At 61.3% G+C, this 25,974-nt stretch carries 21 protein-coding genes; 14 read left to right on the top strand and 7 right to left on the bottom strand.

From position 1 onward, the window contains the following. Positions 1–135 precede the first annotated feature (135 nt). From KV106_RS19215 to KV106_RS19205, 3 genes are all read left to right on the top strand, one after another. A complete protein-coding gene (locus KV106_RS19215) occupies positions 136–1,332 on the top strand; it encodes a ParA family protein (protein ID WP_261211752.1) in 1,197 nt (398 codons plus the stop codon). Position 1,333: 1 nt separating this feature from the next. Beyond that, positions 1,334–2,374 carry a ParB/RepB/Spo0J family partition protein gene (locus tag KV106_RS19210; RefSeq protein WP_261211751.1) on the top strand — a complete coding sequence of 347 codons (1,041 nt, stop codon included), beginning with the start codon at positions 1,334–1,336 and terminating at the stop codon, positions 2,372–2,374. A gap of 2,960 nt (positions 2,375–5,334) precedes the next feature. After that, the gene (locus KV106_RS19205) at positions 5,335–5,544 is read left to right on the top strand and encodes a hypothetical protein (protein WP_261211750.1); all 210 of its coding nucleotides are present in this window, start codon (positions 5,335–5,337) and stop codon (positions 5,542–5,544) included. A 361-nt stretch (positions 5,545–5,905) separates the two neighbouring features. Here KV106_RS19205 and KV106_RS19200 read toward each other — a convergent pair whose 3' ends face one another. Further along, positions 5,906–6,475 (bottom strand): sugar O-acetyltransferase, encoded by a 570-nt coding sequence (locus tag KV106_RS19200; protein WP_261211749.1) that lies wholly within the window; start codon positions 6,473–6,475, stop codon positions 5,906–5,908. Positions 6,476–7,338: 863 nt separating this feature from the next. Here KV106_RS19200 and KV106_RS19195 point away from each other — a divergent pair. The 3 genes from KV106_RS19195 (at position 7,339) to KV106_RS19185 (ending at position 9,051) form a co-directional block, all read left to right on the top strand. Next, a complete protein-coding gene (locus KV106_RS19195; RefSeq protein WP_261211747.1) occupies positions 7,339–7,635 on the top strand; it encodes a hypothetical protein in 297 nt (98 codons plus the stop codon). A 547-nt stretch (positions 7,636–8,182) separates the two neighbouring features. After that, positions 8,183–8,620 (top strand): type II toxin-antitoxin system RelE/ParE family toxin, encoded by a 438-nt coding sequence (locus KV106_RS19190; protein ID WP_261211745.1) that lies wholly within the window; start codon positions 8,183–8,185, stop codon positions 8,618–8,620. Beyond that, positions 8,617–9,051, top strand: a complete 435-nt coding sequence (locus tag KV106_RS19185; protein ID WP_261211743.1) for a helix-turn-helix domain-containing protein — start codon at positions 8,617–8,619, stop codon at positions 9,049–9,051. The genes KV106_RS19190 and KV106_RS19185 overlap by 4 nt, the downstream gene beginning before the upstream one ends. Positions 9,052–9,231: 180 nt before the next feature. On the opposite strand, the gene KV106_RS19180 is transcribed toward KV106_RS19185, so the two are convergent. The 4 genes from KV106_RS19180 to KV106_RS19165 form a co-directional block, all read right to left on the bottom strand. Beyond that, positions 9,232–9,447, bottom strand: coding sequence for a hypothetical protein (locus KV106_RS19180; RefSeq protein ID WP_261211741.1), 216 nt, complete (start codon positions 9,445–9,447; stop codon positions 9,232–9,234). Beyond that, a complete protein-coding gene (locus KV106_RS19175; protein ID WP_261211739.1) occupies positions 9,434–9,670 on the bottom strand; it encodes a hypothetical protein in 237 nt (78 codons plus the stop codon). The genes KV106_RS19180 and KV106_RS19175 overlap by 14 nt, the downstream gene beginning before the upstream one ends. A gap of 1 nt (position 9,671) precedes the next feature. After that, entirely contained in the window at positions 9,672–10,037 is a 366-nt protein-coding gene (locus KV106_RS19170) for a hypothetical protein (RefSeq protein ID WP_261211737.1), read from the bottom strand. Positions 10,038–10,320: 283 nt separating this feature from the next. Continuing rightward, positions 10,321–10,794, bottom strand: coding sequence for a hypothetical protein (locus tag KV106_RS19165; protein WP_261211735.1), 474 nt, complete (start codon positions 10,792–10,794; stop codon positions 10,321–10,323). A 91-nt stretch (positions 10,795–10,885) separates the two neighbouring features. On the opposite strand from KV106_RS19165, the gene KV106_RS19160 reads away from it, so the two are divergent. Together KV106_RS19160 and KV106_RS19155 are read left to right on the top strand one after the other, a co-directional pair. Next, positions 10,886–11,653, top strand: a complete 768-nt coding sequence (locus KV106_RS19160) for an SOS response-associated peptidase (RefSeq protein ID WP_261211733.1) — start codon at positions 10,886–10,888, stop codon at positions 11,651–11,653. An 891-nt stretch (positions 11,654–12,544) separates the two neighbouring features. Further along, positions 12,545–13,348 (top strand): LuxR family transcriptional regulator, encoded by an 804-nt coding sequence (locus KV106_RS19155; RefSeq protein ID WP_261211731.1) that lies wholly within the window; start codon positions 12,545–12,547, stop codon positions 13,346–13,348. A 56-nt stretch (positions 13,349–13,404) separates the two neighbouring features. On the opposite strand, the gene KV106_RS19150 is transcribed toward KV106_RS19155, so the two are convergent. Further along, positions 13,405–14,546 (bottom strand): IS3 family transposase gene (locus KV106_RS19150; RefSeq protein WP_409976538.1). Its coding sequence is split into 2 segments (ribosomal slippage): positions 13,405–14,294 and positions 14,294–14,546, totalling 1,143 coding nucleotides; the frame shifts between segments, so codons are not numbered across the junction. A 362-nt stretch (positions 14,547–14,908) separates the two neighbouring features. Here KV106_RS19150 and KV106_RS19145 point away from each other — a divergent pair. From KV106_RS19145 to KV106_RS19125, 5 genes are all read left to right on the top strand, one after another. After that, a complete protein-coding gene (locus KV106_RS19145) occupies positions 14,909–16,759 on the top strand; it encodes a type I restriction-modification system subunit M (protein WP_261211729.1) in 1,851 nt (616 codons plus the stop codon). Next, the gene (locus KV106_RS19140) at positions 16,756–18,090 is read left to right on the top strand and encodes a restriction endonuclease subunit S (RefSeq protein WP_261211728.1); all 1,335 of its coding nucleotides are present in this window, start codon (positions 16,756–16,758) and stop codon (positions 18,088–18,090) included. Before KV106_RS19145 ends, KV106_RS19140 begins: the two co-directional genes overlap by 4 nt. A 22-nt stretch (positions 18,091–18,112) precedes the next feature. Beyond that, complete coding sequence (locus KV106_RS19135; RefSeq protein ID WP_261211727.1) at positions 18,113–20,230, top strand: DUF4357 domain-containing protein; 2,118 nt, start codon at positions 18,113–18,115, stop codon at positions 20,228–20,230. A 2-nt stretch (positions 20,231–20,232) separates the two neighbouring features. Continuing rightward, positions 20,233–23,331, top strand: a complete 3,099-nt coding sequence (locus KV106_RS19130) for a type I restriction endonuclease subunit R (RefSeq protein WP_261211725.1) — start codon at positions 20,233–20,235, stop codon at positions 23,329–23,331. 260 nt (positions 23,332–23,591) lie between these two features. Next, positions 23,592–24,137, top strand: a complete 546-nt coding sequence (locus KV106_RS19125; RefSeq protein WP_261211724.1) for a hypothetical protein — start codon at positions 23,592–23,594, stop codon at positions 24,135–24,137. A 333-nt stretch (positions 24,138–24,470) separates the two neighbouring features. Here the strand turns inward: KV106_RS19125 and KV106_RS19120 are convergent, their stop codons facing one another. Further along, on the bottom strand, positions 24,471–24,737 hold the full coding sequence (locus tag KV106_RS19120; protein WP_261211723.1) for a helix-turn-helix domain-containing protein: 267 nt from the start codon (positions 24,735–24,737) through the stop codon (positions 24,471–24,473). Positions 24,738–24,888: 151 nt separating this feature from the next. Here KV106_RS19120 and KV106_RS19115 point away from each other — a divergent pair, with 151 nt between their 5' ends. After that, the gene (locus KV106_RS19115) at positions 24,889–25,557 is read left to right on the top strand and encodes a helix-turn-helix domain-containing protein (protein WP_261211721.1); all 669 of its coding nucleotides are present in this window, start codon (positions 24,889–24,891) and stop codon (positions 25,555–25,557) included. Positions 25,558–25,974: the final 417 nt, after the last annotated feature.

The following is a 25,974-nucleotide window of genomic DNA, read 5'->3' as shown; positions in this document are numbered from 1 at the left end:
TTCTTAAACTCGGGAGAAGTTATCCACAATCAAAGAGAACTTCAGCGAAACCTTCGCTGGTAGATTGCAGATTCTTCGAATTTCGACGAGTGCTGGGCATAATCGCATGACATCAGCACTTTGAGAGTTTCGCTCGTGGATATCAAACAAACCATCAAACGTCAGTCCCTCGAAGATATCGAGGCACAGGCGCAACGCATCGCCGGCATGATGGATCACATCCGCACGGCGATGCTGGCGCCGACCGCCACCAAGCTTGCACCGGCATTGGGTTCTGCGCAACTGGCAGACCTGTGTGGCGTCGACAAATCGAAGATCGCCTATCGCCTCACCCGCGGTGATCTGCCGGCAGGTTCGATCCAGGGGAATCGCCGCGAATGGTCGATGGGCGAAGCCCAGCTGTGGTCGCGCGATTTCCGCAGTGAGCACATGCGCCCCAAGGGTGCCGCCGGCATCACCATCACGGTGGCCAACTTCAAGGGTGGCGTCGCCAAAACCACCTCCGCCGTGACCCTGGCCCAAGGTTTGTCGATGCGGGGTCACAAAGTCCTGCTACTCGATCTGGATCCCCAGGGATCGGCGACCACCCTCTTTGGCGTGCTGCCCGATGCCGAAGTCGACACCGAACACACAGCGATGCCGCTCTTTGCCGGCGACCAGGACGATCTGGCGTACGCGATCCGCACGACCTACTGGCCGAGCATTGACCTGGTCTGCGCGGCGCCCCTGCTCTACGGCGCCGAATTCGTGCTGCCAGCACGGCAAGCCAAGGACCCGGGCTTCGAGTTCTGGCGCGTGCTCGACCGTGGCCTCGACACCCTGCGGGAGGCCTACGATGTGATCGTCATCGACACCCCACCCTCGCTGAGCTACGTCACCATCAACGCACTCATGGCCGCGGATGGTGTGATCATGCCCTTGCCTCCGTCTGCATTGGACTTCGCGAGCTCGGCCCAGTTCTGGGATCTGTTCTCCGACCTATGCAACCAACTGATCCGCAGCCGCGGCAAGAACAAGAGCTTCGAGTTCATCGACGTGCTGCTCTCGCGGGTGGAGGCCTCCGATGCCGCGAGCTCGGTGGTTCGGCAATGGGTGCTCGAGGGCTACGGCGACAAGGTGCTGCCGATCGAGATTCCGAAGACGGCCGTCGCGGCCACGGCGAGCGCCGAGTTCGGGACGGTGTACGACCTTCCGCGTGGATCGGTGAGTTCGAAGACCTTCGCGCGGGCGCGCGATGCGTACGACAGGATGTGCGAGTTGGTGGAGCAACAGATACGGGCAGTCTGGGCACGTCAGCTGTCCGAAAACGCCATGCTGGTGGCAGGAGATTGATATGGGCTTGAGAGACAAAGCTTCCAAGATCGACTTTGCTTCGCTGACTGCCCCTGTTTCGGTGACGCCCGAGACCAAGCAGCCCAAGACGGCGCCTGGCGCCATGATGGCTTTTGCGAACGACGCGCGATCCGACCTTCTGCGCGAGAACGAGATCCTCAAGGAGGCCGCGGACAAGGCCGCGGGCCTCGAGGCGCAGCTGCAGGAAGTCCGCACAGAGCTCGAAGGTTGGGAGGGCGCTCGGGCGACGCGTCACCTGGACCCCAAGCGCATTGGACGTAGCCGGTACGCGAACCGGCATGAGAGCAGTTTTGTGGGTGAGGATTTCGAACGGCTCAAGCGCGAGATCCAGGAGTCGGGCGGCAATGTGCAGCCGATCAAGGTTCGTCCGGCCAGCAAGCCGGGCGGCGAGTTCGACTACGAAGTGGTCTTCGGCCATCGCCGTCTCGAGGCGTGCACGCAGCTCGGTCTTCCCGTGCTGGCCGTCATCGACAACCTCGATGATCGGTCGCTCTTCGTCGAGATGGAGCGCGAGAACCGTGAGCGCCAGGATCTGTCGCCGTGGGAGCAGGGGATGATGTACCGGCGCGCGCTGGACCTGGGTCTCTTCACCTCGAACCGTGCCTTGGCCACGGCGCTGGGCATCGATCACAGCAACGTGGGCAAGTCGCTCGCGTTGGCGCGGCTTCCGGACGAAGTAGTCGCTGCCTTCCGGTCGCCACTTGAGATCCAACTGCGCTGGGCGCCCTTGCTCAATCGCGCGCTCGAGTCGGACGCGGAAGGCGTTCGTGCCCGTGCCGAAAAGCTGTTGACCCAACCGGCGCGACCGGCCGCCAAGGAAGTGCTGGCCAAGCTTCTGGTCGCCGATACCGAACTTCAGGTCGATGCGAAACCCCACACGCTGACGGTCAAGAACAAGAAGGCAGCAACGTTGAGCTTCGATGCGGACGGCCGGGCGAATGTGCGCATCCACGTGCCGCTGTCTGTTGAGCGCCGCGCGTCACTGGAGAAGCTGTTGGCGGAGTTCCTGCATAACGAGTGAGCAGACTGCCGAGCGGCAGTAGTGCAGTGACGAAAGAGGGGTGTGGTTCGGAACCACACCCCTTTTTTCTTGGCCTGTTCGCTGGGCTTGTCGAGCCGAGCCCAAACAATATCTGGATGGAACACGCGCCTGCTCGTTAGATAGGTAATCCGAACGAGGAGAAAGTAGCGCCAGTCTCTGAGGAAGGAGTCGCCCGGGGGCAGGGCGCTGCGCGCAAATCCCACGCCAGGCGTTGTCCGTCCCCGCGGATGCTGCCCGGATCAGCTTTGGTTGGGGCCTTCGCACGAGTCCGTGCCGAGCGGGTCAGAGTGCGAGGCGTCAGTTTGCCGCGGCTTTTCTCTTGCTCCCTTCTTGGGCACGTAAATCGCAGGGGGTGTGGTTCGGAACCACACCCCTTTGCTTGCAACTCTCTCCTCGCGCCGACTGAGTACGAGCGATTGATGTTGGCTCTACCCTCGGAAGGGGCGAAAAAGGATCAAAGAAAAGCCCCTTGTCACCAGCGACGTGGGATGGCCGCTGATCAGCGCCTTTCCTCCGACGCCGCTAGACCGTACCGGCCCCGCGGAAGAGGACCACCGGCTACAGGAGATCCGCTGAGGAGATTCTGGCAATCGCCCTGACCAGCTTTCTCTGACGCGAGCTGAACCTCGAGGATTGGATGGAGGAGGCGGGCGCGAAAGCGAACAGGTGTGGTTTCGAACCACACCCCTTTTTTCAACCCAATGGACCGGCAATATCGACGCGACTTCGTAAAGGCCGCGCAGGTTACACAGAAGCTGGTCGATGCCAACTAAAGTGATCGAGAGCGAGTTGCTCGACTCTCTCCACAAGGGCGCAGCGAAGAAACTCAGCCCATCAGGAAAAGGGCGTGGGACGACCGTATCGTCTTTGCAAACGCGACTCGGAAGCCATCCGGCCGGCGGGCAATCAGAATCAACACGCCTGCGACACCGTCCGGCTGACAAACGCGTCAGCCGACGCAGATCCGACCGGTGCCTCGATCAGGGTGAGTGCCTGAAACGACGACACCGGTGACCCGCGCTATTCCCAAAACCTTGTCAGCCGTCCGAGCTGCCGCAAGGAACATAGAAAGGGGGTGGTCCCGAACCACGCCGCCCCAACCCATTCTCAGGTCGGATGACGATAGAAGCGATTTGCAGTTTCCATGAGGGGGACGCCTCGGAAATCACTTCTCCTTTTGGGAGCGTCCGGAACTATCCGTATGGCTGCTGAAAGTGCCTCGGCCGGGTGTGGTTCGGAACCACACCCCAAACCTAGAAGCATTTCATGGGTGATTTTGGGGCGAGTGGCATCGCAGGGGGAAACATCTCCAAGATCGATCCCCGCCGTGAGGGAGGTTGAGCTATTCATACCGTCTGGGCCGTAACCCGAGAATCCAATTGAAAAGCTCGGCACCGATTTTGAGGAGCCCTGCGAAACCAAACTGTCCGTGCTTTGCTCGCTTCCCAGATGGCTGGGTCGGCGGAGCCGCGCCTGCTGCTCGTGGGCTCGAGAACGCATCGTCGGGCACCTCTGCTTCAGCACGCACCGCAAGCCTTTCTTCACAGCGCAGGCTTGTTGTTGGGGGCCCGCTGGAGCCAGTGGGTTGAGGCTAGGCCTAAGCCCCCGTCCCTCGCGACGGATATCGGCTTCGCCGCCGTACGCCCATCCTGAACCCACCAAGCTAGAGCTGCGGAATGGACAGTGGTGGCACTTTTCGCCAATCCAGCTTGTCGAAAAGCGCTCGGTTTCTTACCCTGGAAGCTCAGGTCGCATCGTGCATCGCCGATCGCAAGTATGAAGGCGAAGGGTCAACCCCAGCACATGCTGTTAAAGCCAACAGCTCCGATCCGAATGGAAGTATGCGCACACTTTATATTGAAACTTCGTCTTAGTGCGATAGGAGATTCGAAAGATTATTGCCGGATCCACTTGGTCCCTGCGCTTTGCCTTATGGCAGTCAGCGAGGCTCCCGACCTGGCCGCAACGACCTGGCCAAAAGCCGGGGAAGCGGACTACGGCGGGTCGCACATTCCCATCGGTAAAGCCAGAAAAGCTGGCGGTACAGCAGTCTAGAGAAGTAGTTCTAAAGGCCTCCAAGGGAGACTCGATGCGGCGTCGACGTGGGATGAGGGCAAAGTGAGCCTCCACTCGTCGGCATCAAAAGTAGGCGCTAAGTCGTTGATTTTTATAAAGATTCAGCAAACCTGCTTTTGCATGAGGGGTTTGTGCACCGAAAAATCACATGGATGATTATTGAGCGCGATGTGCAGCGCGAATGAGGAGAGAAGACACGGCCTAGGCGTTCGGGGCAGTTGTCGAGGCTGGGCGAACACGCCCCTGACAGCGCTCGCGCGCATACGAGTGGAGCGACCGCATGGTCGACATCCGTCGTTCAGGCGACCATGCAGCTGCAAAGAAACCAGACCGTCTGAGACCGCGCCTTCTTTCTCAAGTCAGCCGCCAGTGGCGGGATCGGCTCTGTCCGAGCTCAGCGATCAGCGCCGAGCAGTAGTTGCCGGACAGCCGGCGAACCTTGGCGGCTGGTACACCGGGGACCACCAATCATTTCACCGCTCGCGCCGTCCGACCTTCGCGCAGCGCGCCGTCGAACCCGCGCGAATCTTGTTTCTCGCCATCAGATCCGCCTGTGGGATCGCGACCGCTCGCGCTGGGCACGAAGCTGCCGATCGCCAAATCCGCAAGAGGACGTTCGAGTACAGTCGTTTTGCCCGCCAGCATCAACGAACTGCCATGCCGAAGACATTGCCCCAACCGATCTGCTTTCTATCTGGGGACACGCGTGGGATGACCGCGCGACATTCCTTTCGGGCTCGCTTAACCTTTGCCGACGCAGTGAGCACGTGACCGCCCGTCCGGATGCTCCGGGCCGTCGACGGCCGCGGCTACAGTCGATAGCGGGCCTCGTTGTCGCGGCCTTGATCGGCTGGGGGTGCCTTATGGGCGCGATCGAGGTGATGGAAAGCCTGCGCACCGGGGTACTCAACAACCGCAAAGGACCTGACGTCCTTGCCGCCGAGCAGCCCGTCGTGTACTGGGCCCTGATTGGGTTCTACACGACGGCAACCCTGACTGCCGCCGGCTTGGCGCTGTTGCTGCTGGCCATTGCCGTGCGCGATCTCGTTGGTGCAAGAGACCCTGGCCGATAAATGCACGATGGACGCGCCCGGCAACCTGGGTGCCGGTGGCGACGAGCCCCGTTGTCGGTTGTCCGTGCGGCGCACTTCTCCTGGCCAACCCAAAAATGCCTGCGTGGCGACGTCGAAGGACCGCCTCTGGCAGATTCTGTCTCTTGGTCATTCTTCCCGCAGCCAGGCGGCACGACGGAGTGCCCAGGGACGAGCTATCGCACGGGCTGACGAAAAGACCGATGACGGTGGGCCAAGGACAAGTGTCGTTCCATAGCGGCGGCGTGCGCTGTAAAGACGACGTCCACCCGCGGCCGTCCTGGCTTTGCGGAAAGCCACGCTCCGGGCGCGACGGCACTAGGTTGCCGAATGCCCGAAAGGGCTATGAGCGAGAGGGCGAGGCTTGGGCTTTGACGCGCGCTGGGTTACCGAACACCGTCGCGCCTTGCGGCACGTCACGCGTGACCACGCTCCCGGCTCCGATGACCGCGTCATCGCCTACCGTGATGCCGGGCAACAGAATGGCGCCGCCCCCGATCCACACGTTGCGCCCGATCCGGATAGGGCGCCCGAACTCGAGCCCGGTCTCTCGTTCTGCTGCGGTGCGCGGGTGGTCCGCCGTCAGGATCTGCACGTTCGGCCCGATTTGGGTCTTGTCCCCGATATGGACCTCCACCACATCCAGGATGACACAGCCGAAATTGAGGAACGCGCCCGACCCCAGATGGATGTTGAAGCCGTAGTCGCAATGAAAGGGCGGCCGGATCGTTGAGCCATCGCCCACCGAGCCCAGCCGCTCGGCCAGCAGCACACGTCGATCGGCAGTGGCCATGCCCAGCGCGGCGTTGAAGCGAACCAGCCATTCCCGGGTCGCCGCCAGGTCGCCCTGGAGCTCGGCATCGCCTGCGTCGTAAAGCTCGCCAGCCAGCATCTTCTGCTTCTCGGATCTCATCGAAGGCACTCCATATCGTCAGTGGCGCCTGCCCTGAAAGTCACGGCCGGCCAGTCGTAAGCCTACGCGCCCGAGGTTGCCGCCCGTGTAGGAGCCTCGGTGCAATGACCCAGCCCGCCGCCAGAAGAGACCACTCCCAACTCGACGCCGGGAGGTGCAAAGAACATCCGGAGCGAACAGCCTGTGCCTGAAAGACTCGAAGTTCTGCCCAAGACCCGTCGAGGTAACGCCAGGACAGTCACCGGCGTTCAGTGCAACTCGAAACGCGCTGTGTCGCAAAGCACCAGCACGCACATGCGAGGGTCATGGCCGGTGAGCACTCACCCTCAGCGGGACGCGGGCAAGACCCGCCAGCCTTGACGATCAAGCCGCCGCGGAACGCGGACGTCGATTCGGCATGGCTTCGCGCGAGGCGTACTCCGCCTTGGCCCGGTTGACTGCCTCTTCGGGCAGCAGCTGCAGCTTTCGGCAGCTCGAGCACTGATACAGGCGACGCTGAGAGAACAAGCGCATCCACCCCCGTCGCTCTACGCGTCCCAGGTGATTTGCAGTGCAGTCGCAGGCGGAGAAGAAAGACATGTTCGCAAAGAGAAGAGTTGCGTCCATCGTTGCCGACAAGCGTGACGGATCCCTCGCTTGTCGTGGCCATGGTGAGGCGCATCACACATGGCGCGCTTTTCTTCCCTTGATGCCGGTCGCGAGGCGCAGCACCTGTGATTTGATTGCATTTTGTTTCATTGGGCTTAGCATTGCAACCAAATGATTACATTGTCTCGGCGCGCAGGCTGGGAGTGGAGGGAGAAGTGCGCCTCAGGTGCGTGACCGTTTGGACCGGCCGGCAACGCCCTGCGGTGAGGTTGCTCATGACAGACACCATCTCGCAGGTTTTCGAGTTGACAAGGCAGTTGGACGACCGCGTGCGCGTGTCACGTCCGGTCCGTGCCGTGTTCCGCGTGGCTTCCCGGGAAGAGGTGAACCGGTGGCTCCTCGGGAAAAGCGGCGATGCCATGACCGACCAAGACCTGGTGCTGAAGTACGTTGCTGAAGTCCGCGATCTCTCGCACGACGATGAACCCCGCCTGTCCGTTGAGGACCTCGCGGGCGACGGGCGAGCCGCGGCGATGCTCGCCGCCGTCTTCCTCAGGAACGTAGAAGAGTGAGTACTGACGTCATGAGCCCAAGGGCATAGGCAGGTCAGCGCTAGAAGGGGCGATGCCAACATGAGATTCGGACGCCACTTCGACCCGCAGCGCTGGAGCGCTGTCCGACCATGTCGTTCCGTTGGGCAGAAGGCAGCAACTCTGGACCAAAGGGGGAACGCCAAGGCTCACCCAGTCCAACCGCAGGTTTCGCTGTGTACGTCCAACCGTTGCCTACTTGGTAGAAATCGCGGAGCAGATTCGGCGCAGCCCACTATCGATGGCGACTTGAGCGTGCGAAAAAAAAGAAGACTTTGGCCACCTGCGCAACGAGAGGTTCGTCCGGTGCTTGGATGGTCTGGCCGGCTCCTACACCAATTTCGCACGGCCGAGCCCGTGCCCGCTGACTAGCGGCATTTCGATTTGCTTCTCCAGAATGTCGCGCCCAGCCAGGGAGGCCTACGGTTCGAGCCGCCCAGCCCGCGAGCAGGACTGGGCTAACGGCACGACCTTGCCAGCCATACTCAGGCCCGAGGATAATTTTAAAGTGATATCACGTTAAAATTGTATGGCGGGAAAATTCAAGAAATCGTCCTCTAACGTCGCGATTGCTGCACAGACCTCTTCAAAGCAGTGGGAAGTCTTCTTTCATGAAGAATTCTTGCCGGAGTTCCGTGCGTTCGATCCGGATGTGCGTCTCGAACTGACCGCCGCTGCCAAGGCCATCGAGTTGGCGGGACCGAAGACGGGACGACCCCATGTCGACACGCTCAATGGATCGAAGCATGCCAACATGAAGGAGCTGCGCTTCAAGGCTCACAACGGCTCGGAGATCTGGCGGGCGGCCTTCGCCTTCGATCCGCAGCGAAAAGCGTATGTGCTGGTAGCCGGCGACAAGCAGGGGCAGGACGAGGCGGCGTTCTACAAGGCGCTGATCAACACGGCCGACAAGAGGTTCGACGCCCACCTGAAGAAACTCGCCAAGGACAAGAAGGAATCAACATGAGCACCACGCTGCGAAGCATCATCGAAGAGTTTTCCGTCGAGGATCAGAAGCTCATCCAGAGCAAAGCGACCGTCTTGGCAGAGGAGATGGTTCGTCATGCGGATTCATTGGCGGAGGTCCGCGCTGCGTTGGTCAAGACCCAGGAGGAAGTGGCGCGCGTTCTCAATGTCAGACAAAACGCTGTGGCTCAGCTGGAGAAGCGTTCGGACCTGCTGCTCTCTACATTGCGCAAGTACATAGAAGCAATGGGCGGAGAACTGGCCGTAGCTGTCAGAACTGAAACGGGCACTGTGATCATGCTCGATAGTCTGAGCTCCCTTGCCAAACCGTCGGCGCCGCGTCGTACGCGCGCGTCTGGCGTTGCGCGCAAGCGGCAGACTCGTCCTGCCGGCAAGGCCAAGGTCGAGCGCGGAGGGGCCGCTGTCGCCTGACGACCCTTTCGGGCAAGAATGCATCGATATGCTAGATGCAACCTGGCCAGTGCAGCGTGGGTGGCAGCCGCGGCTCGCGGCCGCTTCCTGAGCGAAGCCTGCGGCTAAGGACGAAGGCCGTTAGCTTGAATCCTGTGCAACAAGTGTCTCAATCAAGAGAGACGCATCGGCTCAATGGGATCACGCGCCGTTGGCGCGTCGGATCACCACACGACCGATGCCCTCGTAAACCGTCGCACCGTCCTTGAGCGACGTGACAGACCAACGCGCACCAGGCGTCACCTTGTAGTCGCCCGGCGCCATCGGCAGTTCGCGCGTGTCTTGCACCTTTTCGCTGTACCAGACGGGTGTGACCAGCACGGAGGTCTCAGACAGGAAAAAATCAGCTTGGCTCATCCGGCAATTGTCGAGGTGGGGGGAGAAGACCGGGCATGTCGTACATGACCGCCCGGATGTGATCGCCAGCGTTGCGGTCCCAGTCACCATAGTGTTGGCCGATTTCGGCACACATGCCGACCACGAGCTCGGCAAATTCAAGGAGGGTAGGGCGCAGCGGCTCGTCCGGCGCCAGCTCGCCGGCCCGTCTGGCCATGGCCGCGTACTCGGCCTGGATGTCCACTTCAAACCGGCCGGACTTCGAAGAACGCCTCGTCGGTGTCCCCGAGATCTCGGAAGCCTGCGGTTCGCGCAGCGTCATAGGCCTTGGCCCAGCGCTGCGCCAGCGCCAGCTCGTCCTTCGTGAGGTCCGCGCCGCTGGACTCATAGGCGTTTTGGTAGGCACGCAGCGCCGGCACCACATCCTCGCCGAGCTGGCGCTCGAGCTCACGCGTGAAGCGCTGCTCGGATATACGCACGACATCGGCCGTGGCGTGCGGGTAGTCCAGGAGCTTGGCAATGAAGGCAACGCGGTGCGGCTGCAGCAGGATGTCGAAATTCAGCGGCGCGTCGACTGCCGCCTCGACCTCAAAAAGTTCAGTGTTGTTCATGGCGCATCCAGTCAAGGCTTTGTGCCTTCTGTGTGGTCCGGTTGTCGATGAAGAAGGTTGAGGTCAACACGGCAGTCCGCGGGAGGAATGAGGCCCTCACTGCGATCGCGAAGCAACGACGCCCGCCCGCTCGCGCCGCGCCGCGCGCCAGCGGCAAACGACGGATCGCTCGCGTTGAGAGGAACACCCGCCAAGCGGTGGCGAGTGCGGACTCCTTGGAACGACGCAACCCTTCAGGCCAGGCGTCGGGTTCGGAGACACGGAGAAGGCGCCAACCTGTCCATCAAAAGGGCAGCGCACAGAAGGTCGCCCGAATGTGATCGCCAGCGCTGCCGTCTCGCGGATGGCGGTACTGCTCCGCGGAGGCTGCGCACAACTCCGCCACGCCGTGGGCGAATTCCTTGAGATCTTCCGGAAGCGGCTGGCCGTGGTCGATCAGGCCGATATTGCCCGCCAGGGTTCGGAATTTCTGCTCCGCTTGAACTTCGAAGCGATCCGCGCCCGTGTCGAAGCCGAAGCGCTGACGCGCACACTCCTCGGGAGGCCGATGGCTCAGGAAGGGATACACCGCATGGGCTTCCAGCGTCAGGTATTCGATGTCGACGCGGCCCTGATGCAGGCGCTGGTACTCGTCGCTGAAGCGCCGGGTCCAGTCGCGCTTGGCGTCACGTCGCGTCGCAAGGCGGATGAACTCCTCATTGGAAACGGGGCCGTCGGGCGCCGACTCGGCGCCGGGCAGGGGCGGGGGGATGTCCATGGATAATCTCCAATAACTGTATAAAAATACAGTATCAACCCGCCACAACCTGACCGTCAATGGGTCTCCGAGCGCAGAATTCAGCCGAGCCATGTGCACCCGCTACATCACCCCCGAAGACCGCGAGATCGAAGCTGCCTGGTACATCGGCGCGCGCAGCGCTGAGCGCTGGATGCGCAGCATGCGGCCGCTTGCCACCGGCGTCTTCATCCGCCGTGATCGCGAGCGGACCGAGTACGCGCGTGAGTTGGTGGCAGGGCAGTGGGGGCTGATCCCAGCGCATTCGCCGAGCCATATCCCCCAAAACAAGCCGCGCAGGGGCGAGACAAAGTCAAAACGGCTGTCGACCTACAACGCCCGATTCGACGGAATCGAGAAGAAGCCGACCTTCAAGGATGCATGGGCCCACAGCCGGCGGTGCGTGATCCTGGCCGATAGCTTCGATGAACCTTGCTGGGAAACTGGCGCCAACGTGTGGTGGCGCTTCAAGCGCACGGATGGCCGCCCTTGGGCGCTCGCGGGCTTGTGGAGCCCATGGCTGGACCGCGAGACCGGTGAGTTGTGGGAGAGCTTCACCATGATCACGATCAATGCCAACCTGCACCCGATCATGGCCAGGATGCACAAGCCAGAGGTCGACAAGGCGACGAAGAGGCCACTTGAGGTGCAAGACAAGCGCTCGGTCGTCGCCATCGAGGAGCACGACATCGACCGCTGGCTCACCTGCTCACCGCAGGAGGCCCGAGAGATGGTCGAACTCATCCCCGTACATCTCATCGACGCGGCACCGGCGCCGACCGAGCCCGAGGCGGCCGAGGCAGGTCAACAGCGAGAAGTCGAATTCTCGGAAGAAGGCTGAGCTTCCACCGCGGCCCATGGCGGAAACCGACGAGCCGAGGGCCGTGCCACTGTCCAGTGGATGGCATTCGAGACACGGAGTCCAGCGGGCACTCGGTGCGACCGCAGAGTGCCAGGCAAAGCAACACATCGGTGCTGACTCCTGCGCTACTTGGCCTCAGCAGTAGTGAGAGCGCCGACGGCTGTGATCGCGTTGCCTGACTCGTTCGCCATACCTGGCTCGACATCACGCCATTGTTTCGGGCTTGTAGAGCGAACTTCCTCCCTTGAGGATGTAGGGCAGGAAACAGCGGCGTGTGTACGTGCGCGGAACGTACGAGTCGCTCAAAACATTTCCGAGCCTCTGGATGTCATGCACGAATGGCCGTGCTCAGCATGGTGAAAGGTGCTGCACGAGTTGGTGAACCTTCGCTGGTTTCAGGCATGACGCGGCGTACAACGTGATGAGTCTGTGAGTACGAACGGCGTTAGCGCATTTACATACCGAGTGTTCCCCATGTGAACTGGCTTAGGCATCGTTTGCTCGACCCGGCTGATCCTGCGCGTTTGTTGCTCGGGCTCGTGCAGTCCCCGCGTGGTCGAGCCCTGAGAAAAGCATGGCGTGATACGCCTGCTTCGCGCGGTCCGCCGTGGCGAGAGCTTTTCTGCCACGTCGATATCGGCTTTTCTGCCTACTTCCTCATCGTCAGCCGCACAAAGGTATTCATCGTGCGCAGCGCAACTCTTCGACGCGTGGCCCGCGCTTAAGCATTGGCGGAAAGGGTGGAAGTTTTGTCGCTGTGTTGCGAGAACGCCCTTTCTAGACTGCGCTCGAGTAAACCGAGAAAGCAACGGGCTCACTGCAGCACGTCCCAAAAAGCCCGGCATCACATTCGATTAAGGGAACCGATCCATGCGAAAGAAAAGGAATGCGCCGTTTCTTGAGCGACGCCCAGGCGGCAGCCTTCGGCTCTACAAGCCTCGAGGGAATGAGGACGTCGCCTCACCTTTCGAATTTTTCCTGAACATGGAAATGGCGCTGGTCCGCGCCAACAACCTACAGGCCAAGTTCGACGTGATCGCGCGGTACGCGCGACGGCTTGGTTTCGAACGTTGCGCCTACGGCATCAGAATTTTTGACTCGTTCACGCGCCCTAAGACGCGCATGATCAACAACTACAGCGCGGCTTGGCAGCAGCGCTACCAGGAAGCGGGCTACCTTGCTATCGATCCAAGCGTGGCGCACGGCTTGCGATCCCATGCATCGCTAGTCTGGAGCACCGAACTCTTCAAGAGCGCCCCTTGGTTCTGGGACGAGGCACGCGGAAGCGGCTTGCGCTACGGATGGGCTCAATCGTTCTTCGATCCAGATGGATCCGTGGGCATGCTGACAGTCGCTCGCTCCCACGAAAAGCTAACGTCCTCGGAGCTTGCAATCCTCAGCTACCAACTTCACTTGCTCGCCGATGCCGCGCATCGGTACTTGTCGGCTCAGGTTCGCAGGGACGAGCCTGACGACTTTCCCCTCCTGTCCGACCGAGAGCTCGAGGTATTGCGCTGGACAGCGGATGGCAAGACATCCGAAGAAGCTGGCATCTTGCTCGAGGTCTCTCCAAACACGATCAAGTTTCACATGAAAAAAGTGATCGAGAAACTGTCCGTAGCCAACAAGGTAGCCGCTATTGCACGCGTTGTGAGCCGCGGCCTGCTGATGTAACTACTCAGGACCCAGAATAGATACTGCCTCGGAATTGCTGTGACCCTGTACCCGAATCAGTACCGCCCTGAAGTAGAAACTTCCGGCTCCTCTGACATCGCCGTTGCTACCTGCAGGCAGCAACGGCGGGCGAAATCGGCAGGTGTCGCCCACCCCAGCGCAGAGTGGGGGCGACTCTCGTTGTAGTCCTGGCGCCAAGCCCCGATCTTGGCCTGCGCGTCGGCCAATGACAAGAACCAGTGCGCGTTCAGGCACTCCTGGCGCAGTCGGCCATTGAAGCTCTCCACGGCGGCGTTGTCGGTGGGCTTGCCTGGCCGGCCGAAGTCGAGTTCCACACCGCGCTCATAGGCCCATTTGTCCATCACCTTGGAGATGAACTCGCTGCCGTTGTCAGTTTTGATCGTGCACGGCAGGCCGCGCTGCGCAGTGATGCCATTGAGCGTGCGCACGACGTCTTCTCCCTTGAGGCCCTGCCCGACCTCGATGGCCAGGCACTCGCGCGTGAACAGATCCACCACCGTCAACATGCGCAGCTTGCGCCCGTCGAACAGCGCGTCGGCCACGAAATCCATGCTCCAGATCTCGTTGATGGCGTGAGCCAATTGCTTGGGCTGGCGCAGCTTGGCGGCCTTGTTGCGCCGCGGGCGCTTCAGCCGCAGCGACAGCCCTTCTTCCCTGTACAAGCGATAGATCCGCTTGACGTTGTCGGTATGGCCTTCGCGGCGCAGCAGAACGTGCACCCGGCGGTCGCCGTAGTGCACTCGCGTGTCGGTGATCTCCTTGATGCGCATCTTCAGCGCCGACTCGTCCTTCTTGACAGGCTTGTACAGGTAGGTCGGGGCCGACATCTTCACCACGCGCAGGGCATTGCGCTGGCTGCATCCAAAACGCTGCATCAATTCGGGCACCAACGCCCGGCGCTGCGAAGGCCTCAGAGCTTTTTTGCGACCACCGCCTGCAGCATCGCCTTGTCCAGGCTCAGGTCGGCCACGATCTGCTTGAGCTTGCGGTTCTCTTCTTCAAGTTGGCGCAGCCGACGCAGCTCCGATGGCCCCACGCCTGCATACTTCTTGCGCCACACATAGAAGGTCGCATCGCTTATGCCCATCCTGCGGCACACCTCCTCGACGCTGGTGCCCAGTTCCGCCTGCTTGAGCGCAAAGGCAATCTGATCCTCAGTGAACTTGCTCTTCTTCACGACATGCTCCTGACCCGATTCGGGCCTTCATCATGCCGGTCGTTCTGTTACTGAACGGTACGGAAACCTGGGACAGGGTCACTGTTGGTAGCTCCCCTGCGCCGGTACGGGCTCACCAAGAAGGAAACCAACAGCGCTAGCCAACGACTGAGGAGTGCAGTTCGCTGATTTCACCCGACGCCCTCGGGCACCGAGGGTTTCGGTCCAGAGCGTCAAGCCGGGCACAGGCCCGGCTTTCTTCATCCGCTTGGGGCGGTATCCCTGAACCCGAGCAGGGGTCCTGGCGGGACGTCGGGACGGTAAGCTTCGGGGGTGGGCACACAAGCTCTTCGCCCGCACCGTTTCAAGCTCCGAATCCCTCAATGAACCATCAAGCGCTGTCGTCCTTCATCTGGTCCGTCGCCGACCTCCTCCGCGGCGACTACAAGCAAAGCGAATACGGCCGCGTAATCCTCCCCTTCACCGTGCTGCGCCGCCTGGACTGCGTGTTGGAAGTCACCAAGCCTGCCGTCCTCAAGCAGTTCGAAGCCAAGAAGCAGGCCGGACTGAACCCCGACCCGTTCCTGCGCCGCGCTGCCGGGAACCTGAGCTTCTACAACACTTCCCCGCTGGACCTGGTCAAGTTGCTGGGTGACCAGGACAACATTCGCCGTCACCTGTACGACTACATCCAGGCCTTCTCGCCGGAGGCGCGCGATATCTTCGAGCGCTTCGATTTCTTCACGCAGGTCGAACGCCTCGCCAAGGCCAACCTCCTGTACTTGGTCACCGAGAAGTTCGCCAATATCGACCTGCACCCCGCGGCCGTGAACAACGAGCAGATGGGCCTGGTTTTCGAGGAGCTTATTCGCAAGTTTGCCGAAATCTCCAACGAGACGGCGGGCGAGCACTTCACGCCGCGCGAGGTCATCCGCTTAATGGTGAACCTGCTGTTTATCGAGGACGACGATGTGCTCACTCCCGGCACCGCCGTGGTCCGCACCATCTACGACCCGACGGCGGGCACCGGCGGCATGCTCTCGATAGCCGGCGAGCACCTCTTGGAGCACAACCCACAGGCACGGCTGACCATGTACGGGCAGGAGCTCAACGACGAGTCCTACGCCATCTGCAAGGCCGACATGCTTATCAAGGGTCAGGACGTGGCCAACATCGTGGCCGGCAACACGCTCAGCGACGATGGCCATGGCAACCGCAAGTTCGACTACATGCTCTCCAACCCGCCTTTCGGCGTCGAGTGGAAGAAGGTCGAGAAGGCCGTTCGCCAAGAGCATGAGACTAAGGGCTTCGACGGCCGCTTCGGGCCTGGCCTGCCGCGCGTCAGCGACGGCTCCATGCTGTTCCTGATGCACCTGCTCTCGAAGATGTCGCCGGTCGTCAATGGCGAGGGCGGCAGCCGCTTCGGCATCGTGCTCAACGGCTCACCACTGTTTACCGGGGGCGCCGGCAGCGGTGAGAGCGAAATCCGTCGCTACGTGTTGGAGAACGACCTGGTGGAAGCCATCGTCGGCCTGCCAACCGACATGTTCTACAACACCGGCATCGCCACTTACGTCTGGATTCTGTCCAACAAGAAGCCCGCCGACCGCAAGGGTAAGGTACAGCTCATCGACGCCAGCGGCTTCTGGCAGAAGATGCGCAAGAGCCTCGGGTCAAAGCGCAAGGAAATGAGCGAAGCGCACATCGCCACCGTCACGCGCCTGTTCGGCGACTTCACCGAGGCCGAGCAGGTCACCGTCTTCGACGCCGCCGGTCAGGCGCAGGGCGAACCGCAGTTCATCACCGGTACCGACAGGGCGCCTGCCGTCCCTGAGGGCGGCAAGCTCAAGCGCGTACCCATTTCGCGCATCTTCAGTAACGAAGACTTCGGCTACACCACCATCACCGTCGAGCGCCCGCTAAAGGACGAGGCGGGCAAGGCGGTGCTCGGTGTGAAGGGCAAGCAGAAAGGCAAGCCCCAGCCCGACAGCGCGCTGCGCGATACAGAGAACGTGCCGTTGGCCGAGGACATTCAGGCCTACTTCCAGCGCGAGGTACTGCCCCACGCACCAGATGCCTGGATTGACGAGGAGAAGAGCAAGGTCGGCTACGAAATCCCCTTCAATCGCCACTTCTACGTCTTCGAGCCGCCACGCAGCCTGCACGCCATCGACGAGGAGCTGAAGGCCGTCTCGGCCAACATCATGAAGATGCTGGAGGAGTTGGCGGAATGAGCTTGCCGAGATATGGACAGTACAAAAACAGCGGGCTGCCGTGGGTAGGGTCGATACCGCTGCATTGGGACGTCTACCCGTTGAAGCGGGAACTGACGTTCCTGACGAGTGGGTCTCGCGGATGGGCTGAACACTACTCTGACGATGGCGCGCTGTTTATTCGCATCGGCAACCTGACCCGCGACAGCATCAAGCTCGACCTTTCTGATATTCAACGGGTCGAGATTCCCAGCGGGGCTGAGGGCGAGCGGACGAAGGTGCAGCCGGGCGACGTCCTTTTTTCCATCACCGCATATTTGGGTTCAGTCGCTGTGGTGCCGGATTGCCTGGAAAGAGCGTTTGTTAGCCAACACGTTGCGCTAGCCAGGCTCAGGGCTGGAAAGGTCTTGCCTTCTTGGGTTGCCTACGTCGCAGCATCTGAACTGGGAAAGACTTATCTGGAGACACGGGGCTACGGTGGAACCAAAGTTCAATTGAGCCTGGACGACGTCGCCGGCCTCCTCCTGCCGGTTCCAACAACTGCCGAACAATCCGCCATCGTCGCCTTCCTCGACGGCGAAACCTCCAAAATCGACGCGCTGATTGCGGAGCAGGTAAAGCTCATCGCCCTACTAGCCGAGAAGCGCCAGGCCACCATTTCCCGCGCCGTCACCAAAGGCCTCAACCCCAGCGCCCCGATGAAGGATTCCGGGGTGGCATGGATGCGCGAGGTGCCGGCGCACTGGGACGTCGTGCCGCTCAAGTACCTGGTTGAGCTACGGAGCGGGGGCACGCCTAGCAAGGACAGGCTAGATTATTGGGATGGGGATATTCCGTGGGCGTCGGCGAAGGACCTGAAGGTCGAAAAGCTGGGAGGCACTATCGACCGCATCACGCAACAGGCGGTTGAAGACGGCGCTGCAAGCCTAGTACGCGCCGGTGCTGTTCTCGTAGTCGTCAGAGGGATGATTCTGGCCCGCATGTTCCCCGTGGTTGAGACACTTGTGCCGATGACAATCAACCAAGACCTGAAGGCAGTCTTGCCACGAAACGGCCTAAATGCGTCGTTTCTTGCGTGGCTGCTCAGGGGCAGTGCAGACGAGTCACTGCAGCGGCTAGACGAAGCAGGTCACGGGACAAAAGCGCTGCGCATGGATGCGTGGACGTCTATGCAGTTGCCGATTCCGCCACTCGAAGAACAGGTTCAGTTGATCGAGTTCATCTCTCGGGAGACCGCAAAGCTGGATGCGCTGCGGACCGAGTCCGAGCAGGCGATCGGTCTGCTTAATGAACGTCGCCGCGCCCTCATCGCCTCCGCCGTCACCGGTCAAATCGACGTCCGCAACGTCTGAAGAACAGCAACAAGAAGGAACCATGACCCACACGCTCACCGCCAAGGAACAATCGCTCGCCAAAATCTTCAGCGACGACTACGTCTTCACGATTCCCGGTTATCAGCGTCCCTATGCCTGGGGCCGCGACCAGGCGCAGGAGCTGCTGGACGACCTGCTGGGAGCACTTGCCTCTGCCCCCGCGCAGCTCAGCGACGCTGCACCGTACTTCCTCGGCAGCATCGTGCTCATCAAGGCCGAGGCCTTGCCCGAAGCGACGGTCGTGGACGGCCAGCAGCGCCTGACGACGCTGACGCTGCTGCTGTCGGCCATTCGTGCCACTGTCGGCGACGACGAATTGCAGAAGGACATCACCGGCTGCATCTACGAGAAAGGCAGCCTCGTCAAAGGTACGCAGGCCCGCTATCGCCTCTTGCTTCGCGAGCGCGACCGTGACTTCTTCCGCCAGTACGTGCAGCACGAGAATGGCCTACAGGCTTTGGCCCAGCTCAACACGGTGCTGCCTGACGCGCAAGCGCGCCTGCGCGCCAACGCCCAAGTATTCATGGATGGGCTCGCCAAGCTGCAGCAGCCCGAGCTGACACGGCTGGTGCAGTTCGTCATCACCCGCTGCTATCTTGTGACAGTGGCGACGCCAGACCTGGATTCTGCCTACCGCATCTTCGGCGTCCTCAACAGCCGTGGCTTGGACCTAAGCGCAACGGACATCCTCAAGGCCGAAATCATTGGCGGCATCGAGCCTACGCTGCGTGACGCTTACACGAAGAAATGGGAAGACGAAGAGGAAGACCTCGGCAGGGACGAGTTCGGCGACCTGTTCAGCCACATCCGCATGGTCTACCGCAAGGCCAAGCCACAGGGTACGCTGCTTAAGGAATTCAAGGAGCATGTGGTGCCGGCGCGGCAACCCCGCAGCTTTGTGGATGAAGTGCTGCTGCCGATGGCACAGGCGTTCTGCGAATTGCGCGATGCGGACTACGCCAGCACGCACCACGCCGAACTGGTGAACGAGCACCTTCGCTGGCTGAACCGGCTGGAATTCAAGGACTGGGTCCCACCGGCCCTGACCTTCTTCGTGCGGTATCGGCAGCAACCCGAGGCTGTATTGGACTTCTTTCGAGACCTGGAGCGGCTCGGCTATTCGATGTTGGCCCGCAGGGCCGGCGTCAACGAACGCATCGAGCGCTTCTCCGCGTTGACTGGGGCTGTCGAAGCAGGCAGCGACCTGTCTGCCGCTTCGTCGCCGCTGCAACTCTCCCCAGAAGAGCAGTACCAGACCTATGCGGCTCTGAGCGGCCCGCTATACGAAACGCATTCGCCCCGCGCGCTCGCATTGCTGCTGTTGCGCCTGGACCATTTGATGTCCGACGGCAGTGCTAGTTATCAGCATGAGGTGGTGTCGGTCGAGCATGTCATGCCCCAGCAGCCGGCCCCTAATAGCCAGTGGGCGAACTGGGTACCCGACAAGGCAGTGCATCAACTGTGGGTGCATCGGCTAGGCAATCTGGCCCTGCTGAGCCGCAAGAAGAACAGCTCGGCGAGCAACCGCGATTTCGACTGGAAGAAATCGGCCTACTTTACGAAGGGCGGTAGCACGGCTTTCGCGCTGACCACTCAGGTGCTGCAGTTCGCCGACTGGACAGCAGAAGTGATGCAACGGCGCCAAGACGCAATGCTGGCCAAGTTGGAGGAGCATTGGCGTCTGCAAGACCGCCAGAGCAAAACTGCACTCGCCGAGGCCCTGCTCGCCGAACTAGAAGGTGCGGGTGACGCTGCACTGTTCGAGCTTGAGAGCTCTCGTCACGGCCTTGCTGCCGCAGCCCAGGAGGACGGCAAAGTGTTCACCGTGCTCGCGGGGTCGCAGGCCAAGCTCGACTGGTCCGGTCAACCGCATTCCTATCAGCAGTTGCGTGACGACCTGCGCAATGCCGGTGCGCTGAAACCATCCGAGGATGGGACGCATCTGGTGTTCGCTGCTGACACGCCGTTCAAGAGTCCGAGTGCTGCCTCGGCGACTGTGTTGGGGCGCACTGACAACGGCCGCAACACCTGGCGGCTCAAGGGTAGCACCATTACCTACGCGGCTTGGCAAGACAACCTGCCTGGTACTCGGCCGGCGACAGGCCGCTCGGAGGTCTGAGCATGTCGCTGCATCGCGAAATCCATTTCGAGCAGGAAATTTGCGCCCACCTCGCTGCCAACGGCTGGCTATATGCCCAAGGCGACGCCGCGCGGTTCGACCGCGCGAGTGGTCTGTTCCTGCCCGACTTACTGGCCTGGGTGGAAGCGACGCAGTCCGACAGCTGGCAGCGCCTTTCCGAGACCCATGGCTCCGCCCTACCCCAGCAGCTGGCCGAGCGCGTGCGCAAGAACATGAACGAACGCGGCACGCTGGACGTGCTGCGCCGAGGCGTGGAGATGTTGGGACTCAAGGAGCCGCTGGAGCTAGCCCAGTTCAAGCCCGCTCTGGCCATCAATCCGGCAATCCAGGCCAAGTACGCCGCCAACCGGCTGCGCGTGGTCCGGCAGGTCTGCCACTCGCCCAACAACCCCAAGGACGAGCTAGACCTGGTCCTGTTCCTCAACGGCATCGCCGTGGCCACGGTGGAGCTTAAAAGCGACTTCACGCAAAGCGTGCAGGACGCTGTGGACCAGTACCGCTTCGACCGCCACCCGCAGCCCAAGGGCGGAATGCTGGAGCCGCTACTGGGCTTCCCGGGTGGCGCGCTGGTGCACTTCGCGGTGAGTCAGAGCGAGGTGATGATGACCACGCGGCTGGCGGGACCGGCGACGACCTTCTTGCCGTTCAACCGCGGCAACGACGGCGGCGCCGGCAATGAGCCAAACCCGGATGGCTTCGCCACGGCCTACCTATGGGAAGAGGTCTGGGCACGCGAAAGCTGGCTAGACATCCTGCACCGCTACCTCATCTGCAAGCGCAACGATAAGAAGCAGCCGCAGGACATCATCTTTCCGCGTTACCACCAGCTCGACGCGACGCGCGCCCTGGTGGCCGATGTGCTCGAGAAGGGCCCGGGCGAGCGCTACCTGATTCAGCATTCGGCTGGCTCGGGGAAGACGAACTCGATTGCCTGGACGGCGCACTTCCTCGCCGACCTGCACGATGCGCAGCACCAAAAGCTCTTCGACAGCGTGCTGGTAGTCAGCGACCGCACCGTACTCGACGCGCAGTTGCAGGAGGCCATCTTCGACTTCGAGCGCACCACCGGCGTGGTCGCCAGCATCACCAACGAGCACGGCAGCAAGAGTGCTCAACTCGGCCAAGCACTGAAGGACGGCAAGAAAATTATCGTCTGTACCATCCAGACCTTCCCGTTCGCGTTGCAAGCCGTGCAGGAACTGGCGGCGACCGAGGGCAAGCGCTTCGCGGTGATTGCCGACGAAGCGCACAGCTCGCAGACCGGCGATGCAGCAGCCAAGCTCAAACAGCTCTTGTCGGCACAGGAGTGGGCCGAGTTGCAGGACGGCGGCGAGGTGGACACCGAGGCGCTGCTGGCCGCGCAGATGGAAGCACGCGCAGGGGTGAAGGGCCTCACCTACGTGGCCTTCACCGCCACGCCCAAGGCCAAGACGCTGGAACTGTTCGGCCGCAAGGGGCCGGATGGACTGCCGCAGGCCTTCCACGTCTACTCGATGCGCCAGGCCATCGAGGAGAGCTTCATCCTTGACGTGCTGAAGAACTACACCAGCTACAAGCTCGCCTTCAGGCTGGCCCACGACGGGCAGGAATGGGACGACAAGCAGGTCGAACGCAACACGGCGATGAAGGGCCTGATGCAGTGGGTGCGCCTGCATCCCTACAACATCGCGAGCAAGGTTCAAATCGTCGTGGAGCACTACCGCGAGAATGTTCAGCCGCTGCTGGAGGGCAGAGCAAAGGCCATGGTGGTCGTCGGCAGCCGCAAGGAGGCCGTGCGCTGGCAGAAGGCCATCCGCGCCTATATCGCACGGCAGAACTATCCGCTGGGCGTGCTGGTCGCCTTCTCGGGCGAGGTGAACGACACGGAGAGCTTCCCCGATGCCGTCACCGAGACCAGCGACGTCCTGAATCCGGGGCTGCGTGGCCGCGACATCCGCGAGGTGTTCAAGGGGCCCGACTACCACCTACTCCTCGTGGCCAACAAGTTCCAGACCGGCTTCGACCAACCGCTGCTGTGCGGCATGTACGTGGACAAGATGCTGGGCGGCATCCAGGCGGTGCAGACGCTCTCGCGCCTGAACCGTGCCCACCCAGGCAAGGACACGACATATGTACTGGACTTCGTCAACGAACCGGCCGAGGTACTCAAGGCCTTCAAGACCTACTACGAGACCGCCGAACTGGAAGCCGTGACCGACCCGCATCAGGTTTACGACCTGCGCGCAAAACTGGACGCCAGCGGCTACTACGACGAGTACGAGGTGGACCGCGTGGCCAAAGTCGACTTGGACCCGAAGGGCACGCAGAGGCAGCTCGATGTCGCCATCGCGCCGGTGGCCGACCGGCTGCTCAAGCGCTACAAGGCCGCGCAGCAGGATATGGCTGCGGCCGAGGAAAAGCACGATGACAAAGCCGCCCAAGCGGCCAAGGACCAACTGGACGCGTTGCTGCTGTTCAAGAACGACATGGGCGCCTATGTGCGCCTCTACGCATTCCTGAGCCAAATCTTTGATTACGGGAACACCGACATCGAAAAGCGGTTCCTGTTCTACAAGCGCCTCATCCCGCTACTGGACTTCGGCCGCGAGCGCGACACGGTAGACCTGTCAAAGGTGGTGCTGACCCATCACACGCTGAAGAGCCGGGGCAAGCAGCCCATGGGATTGAACGCCGACGGCAGCTACAAGCTCCCGCCGATGGATGCAGTGGGCAGCGGCAGCGTGCAGGAGAAGCAGCAGGCCTACCTGGCTGAAATCATCGAAAAGGTCAACGGCCTGTTCGAGGGCCAGCTTACCGACGATGACCAACTCGTCTACGTGAATGGCGTGCTGAAGGGCAAGCTGCTGGAGAACGAAACCCTGATGCAGCAGGCGGCCAGCAACAGCAAGGAGCAGTTCGCCAACTCCCCCGACTTGGGCAAAGCGCTGATGGACGCCATCATCGACGCCTTCGAAGCCCACCAGGCCATGAGCTCCCAGGCCTTGGGGTCGGAGCGCGTGCGTGACGGCCTCAAGGACATCCTGCTGGGCCCAGCACAGTTGTACGAATCGCTGCGAGCGCGTTCAGCTGCGGCGCCATAGTGAGCTACGCCAACCCCCAAACCCCTCCATCAAGACAGGAACATTCCTTTGAATTTTGAGCGATGCATGTTGCCTGGATAGAGGCCCAGCGACTGGATTCCTGGCACACCCATTGATATCCTTCCCGCGCTTCGGATGCACTACACGAACTGCATCAACGACTCCGTATTGGGAGTGCAGCTGGTGAACCGCCGCCCTCGTGGAGGTTCAGACTGGTGGCTCGTCGTAGCAAGGACTCCTCTGATAGGGCGACACCTGCGATGCCAGTCACTCAAGACCGGGGGGATGGCTACGACTTCAGCGATTGGCCTCTTGAAGAGTATCCGGGCGACGTCCTGCGAACGGTACTTCAAACCGACCGGATGGTGACTTTGCAAGATACCCTCGGAATCTTCGAGCCGGCTGCGTTCGACATGATGCGACGCATCCAGGAGGATGCCCACGAGACCCAAGAGGACTGGCTGAAGCATGAACACCTCTCGCGGATTCGCTTCTTTCGCGATGTCGCCACGCACCTTTCGGAACAAATCGCATCCTCGGTCGACCTGGTCGCGCCGACGGTCGAGCGGCTGAAGGCCGAGGATTCATTTGGGTTGCGCGCAGACGAAGGCGAGCCTCGGTGGATGGAGATTGGTGCGGAAGCGGCCACCCCGTCACTGCTCTACCAGCGGACACTTGAGGACGTGGAATCCACAGTGATGGACGTGTTCTCCGGGTTGCCGCGGCACACGCAGGTGGCGGTTTGGTACAGCACTGTGGTCGAAGGCGCGTTGTCCGGCGACGAATCCGCGCTTCGCCTGGCGTGAGGGTTGCCAGCGTGTGGTGAGCCTGTTTGGCTTGTCGCCTGACTGCTTGGAACTCATGCGGGGAAGGGCGGCACGCCGCGGGCATGCCGGAGATTGCTTGGGGGTGTCTTGGTCCGACAGCAGGGTGAGCTTGACGAGCACCGCTGCACCAACCACCGATAACAGTTAGTTTTCGGCGGTCAGCGCTCATATCAAGCACTAATCGCTGCGCTCGATTGAACTGGCACCAGGCGGTGCAAATCGAAAGCTACGATGCGAGAGGCAGAAAGAAACCTCGCAAAGACTGGCCAACTGTTTTTGTCTTAAGAGCCGCCGGGGTCCAAGAACTTGTCCCTACGTGGGATTGGCTCGAATCTCTTTCTTGTAGCGCTTCATCAAAGATTGCATGAGCTCCGATGGTTCCACTGCGAGCCCCTTGCATAGCGCAACTAGACTCGTCAGTGAAGGGCTGGTTGTGGCCGTCTCCAGCTTTGCGATAAACGTGCGATTGAGGCCGGATGCAAAACCTAAATCCTCTTGATTAAACCCGAGCGCTGACCGCCGGGCTTTGAGCTCAGACGCGAAAGCTTTCAACAACGCGGGATCTTGTGCCGATCGCATGCCGCGAATTTCGCCGCATGCACTCTTTTATGCACCCGCTTGTATGGTACATAATCATCTAGCACCATCTTGCTTGGATGGCCGATGTTGGCTCCTTGGAGCTCGCAGTTGTGATGCTTATCAAATTTTGACAGTTGCTCGTGCGGTCCAGATGTCTAATCAAAAAGTTGCTTCGCCACTCCCGACAGCTCGTTCCTTTCAACTCCCCGTTTCATTGGAGCGTTCAACACCCCGTGAAGCCGTACCAAAGCGCAACTCGTGCGCATCACGCGTCGGCGCACAGGTCCGCTCGCTCCGGATGGCAACGCATATCTCAGGCTCGAAGCTCGCTCAAATTTCAGGCATTTCAGCCTCGCTGCTCTCGCGCATCGAACGGGGATTAGTGTCGCCGTCAGTGGACACCTTGGACCGGCTCGCTGTCAGCCTGCGGGTGCCGGTGTCTCGTCTTTTCGCGGAAAAAGGCAGTGAGGCTGATTTTTGCCATGTGCGCGCTGGGCAGGGCCTAGTGGTCGACCGAGGCGGCGCGGCGTTGGACTATCGTCATGAGCTGCTGGGTCACCTACTTTCGGGCCACATCCTAGTGGAACCGCATCTGGTCACAGTTTTGCCTAGCGCCGAGCCCTTCGTGACCTCCCAGCACCCTGGTGTGAAGTTTCTGTACTTCCTCTCTGGCGAGGTCACGTATCGCTATGGCAGCAAGGCGGTTTCGGTAAGGGCAGGGGACTCAGTCTTGTTCGATGCCAATGTGCAGCACGGGATCGAGGCGTTCCAGCATCAGCCGGTTTCGTACCTGTCTGTGGTGCTGGCGCTGCGCGACTGAATTTGAGCTCACTCGCCGCCTTGCGCCAAACTTCCAAGGAGAAGAGGCAGTTCGACGTTTTCGAGACGCGCCAAGGCAGCACGTCGTTAATTTATTCGGCGAATGTGCGGGGAGGTGAGTCACGGCGCTCGTCTGGATGAAGTCCGAATGAGACTAAAACTAAACGCAGTCGCCCTGGATCGGTGCAGTTCACCTGTTGGTGCCAGTCAACGGGGCCAAACTTGCCGGCAACGGTGAGCACACGTCACATCTCCGCTCAGCGCCGCATGCCGCCGTTTTTGTGCGCCGGTCTTGGTCGTAGTCTGAATGCCGAGTATCAATCGAAAAATTTGAAATCACGCGCGAGCCACGAGTGTTACGTGGCCGAGGAGTTCGGCATGCCGAACTGCCGTGTCAGGCAGCGGTGGTGGCTGCCCA

The sequence above is a fragment of the Variovorax endophyticus genome (genome assembly GCF_025376855.1).
GTDB lineage: Bacteria > Pseudomonadota > Gammaproteobacteria > Burkholderiales > Burkholderiaceae_C > Variovorax.
Note: the sequence above shows the minus strand (reverse complement) of the source record. Positions and strands in the feature narration are given on the sequence as shown.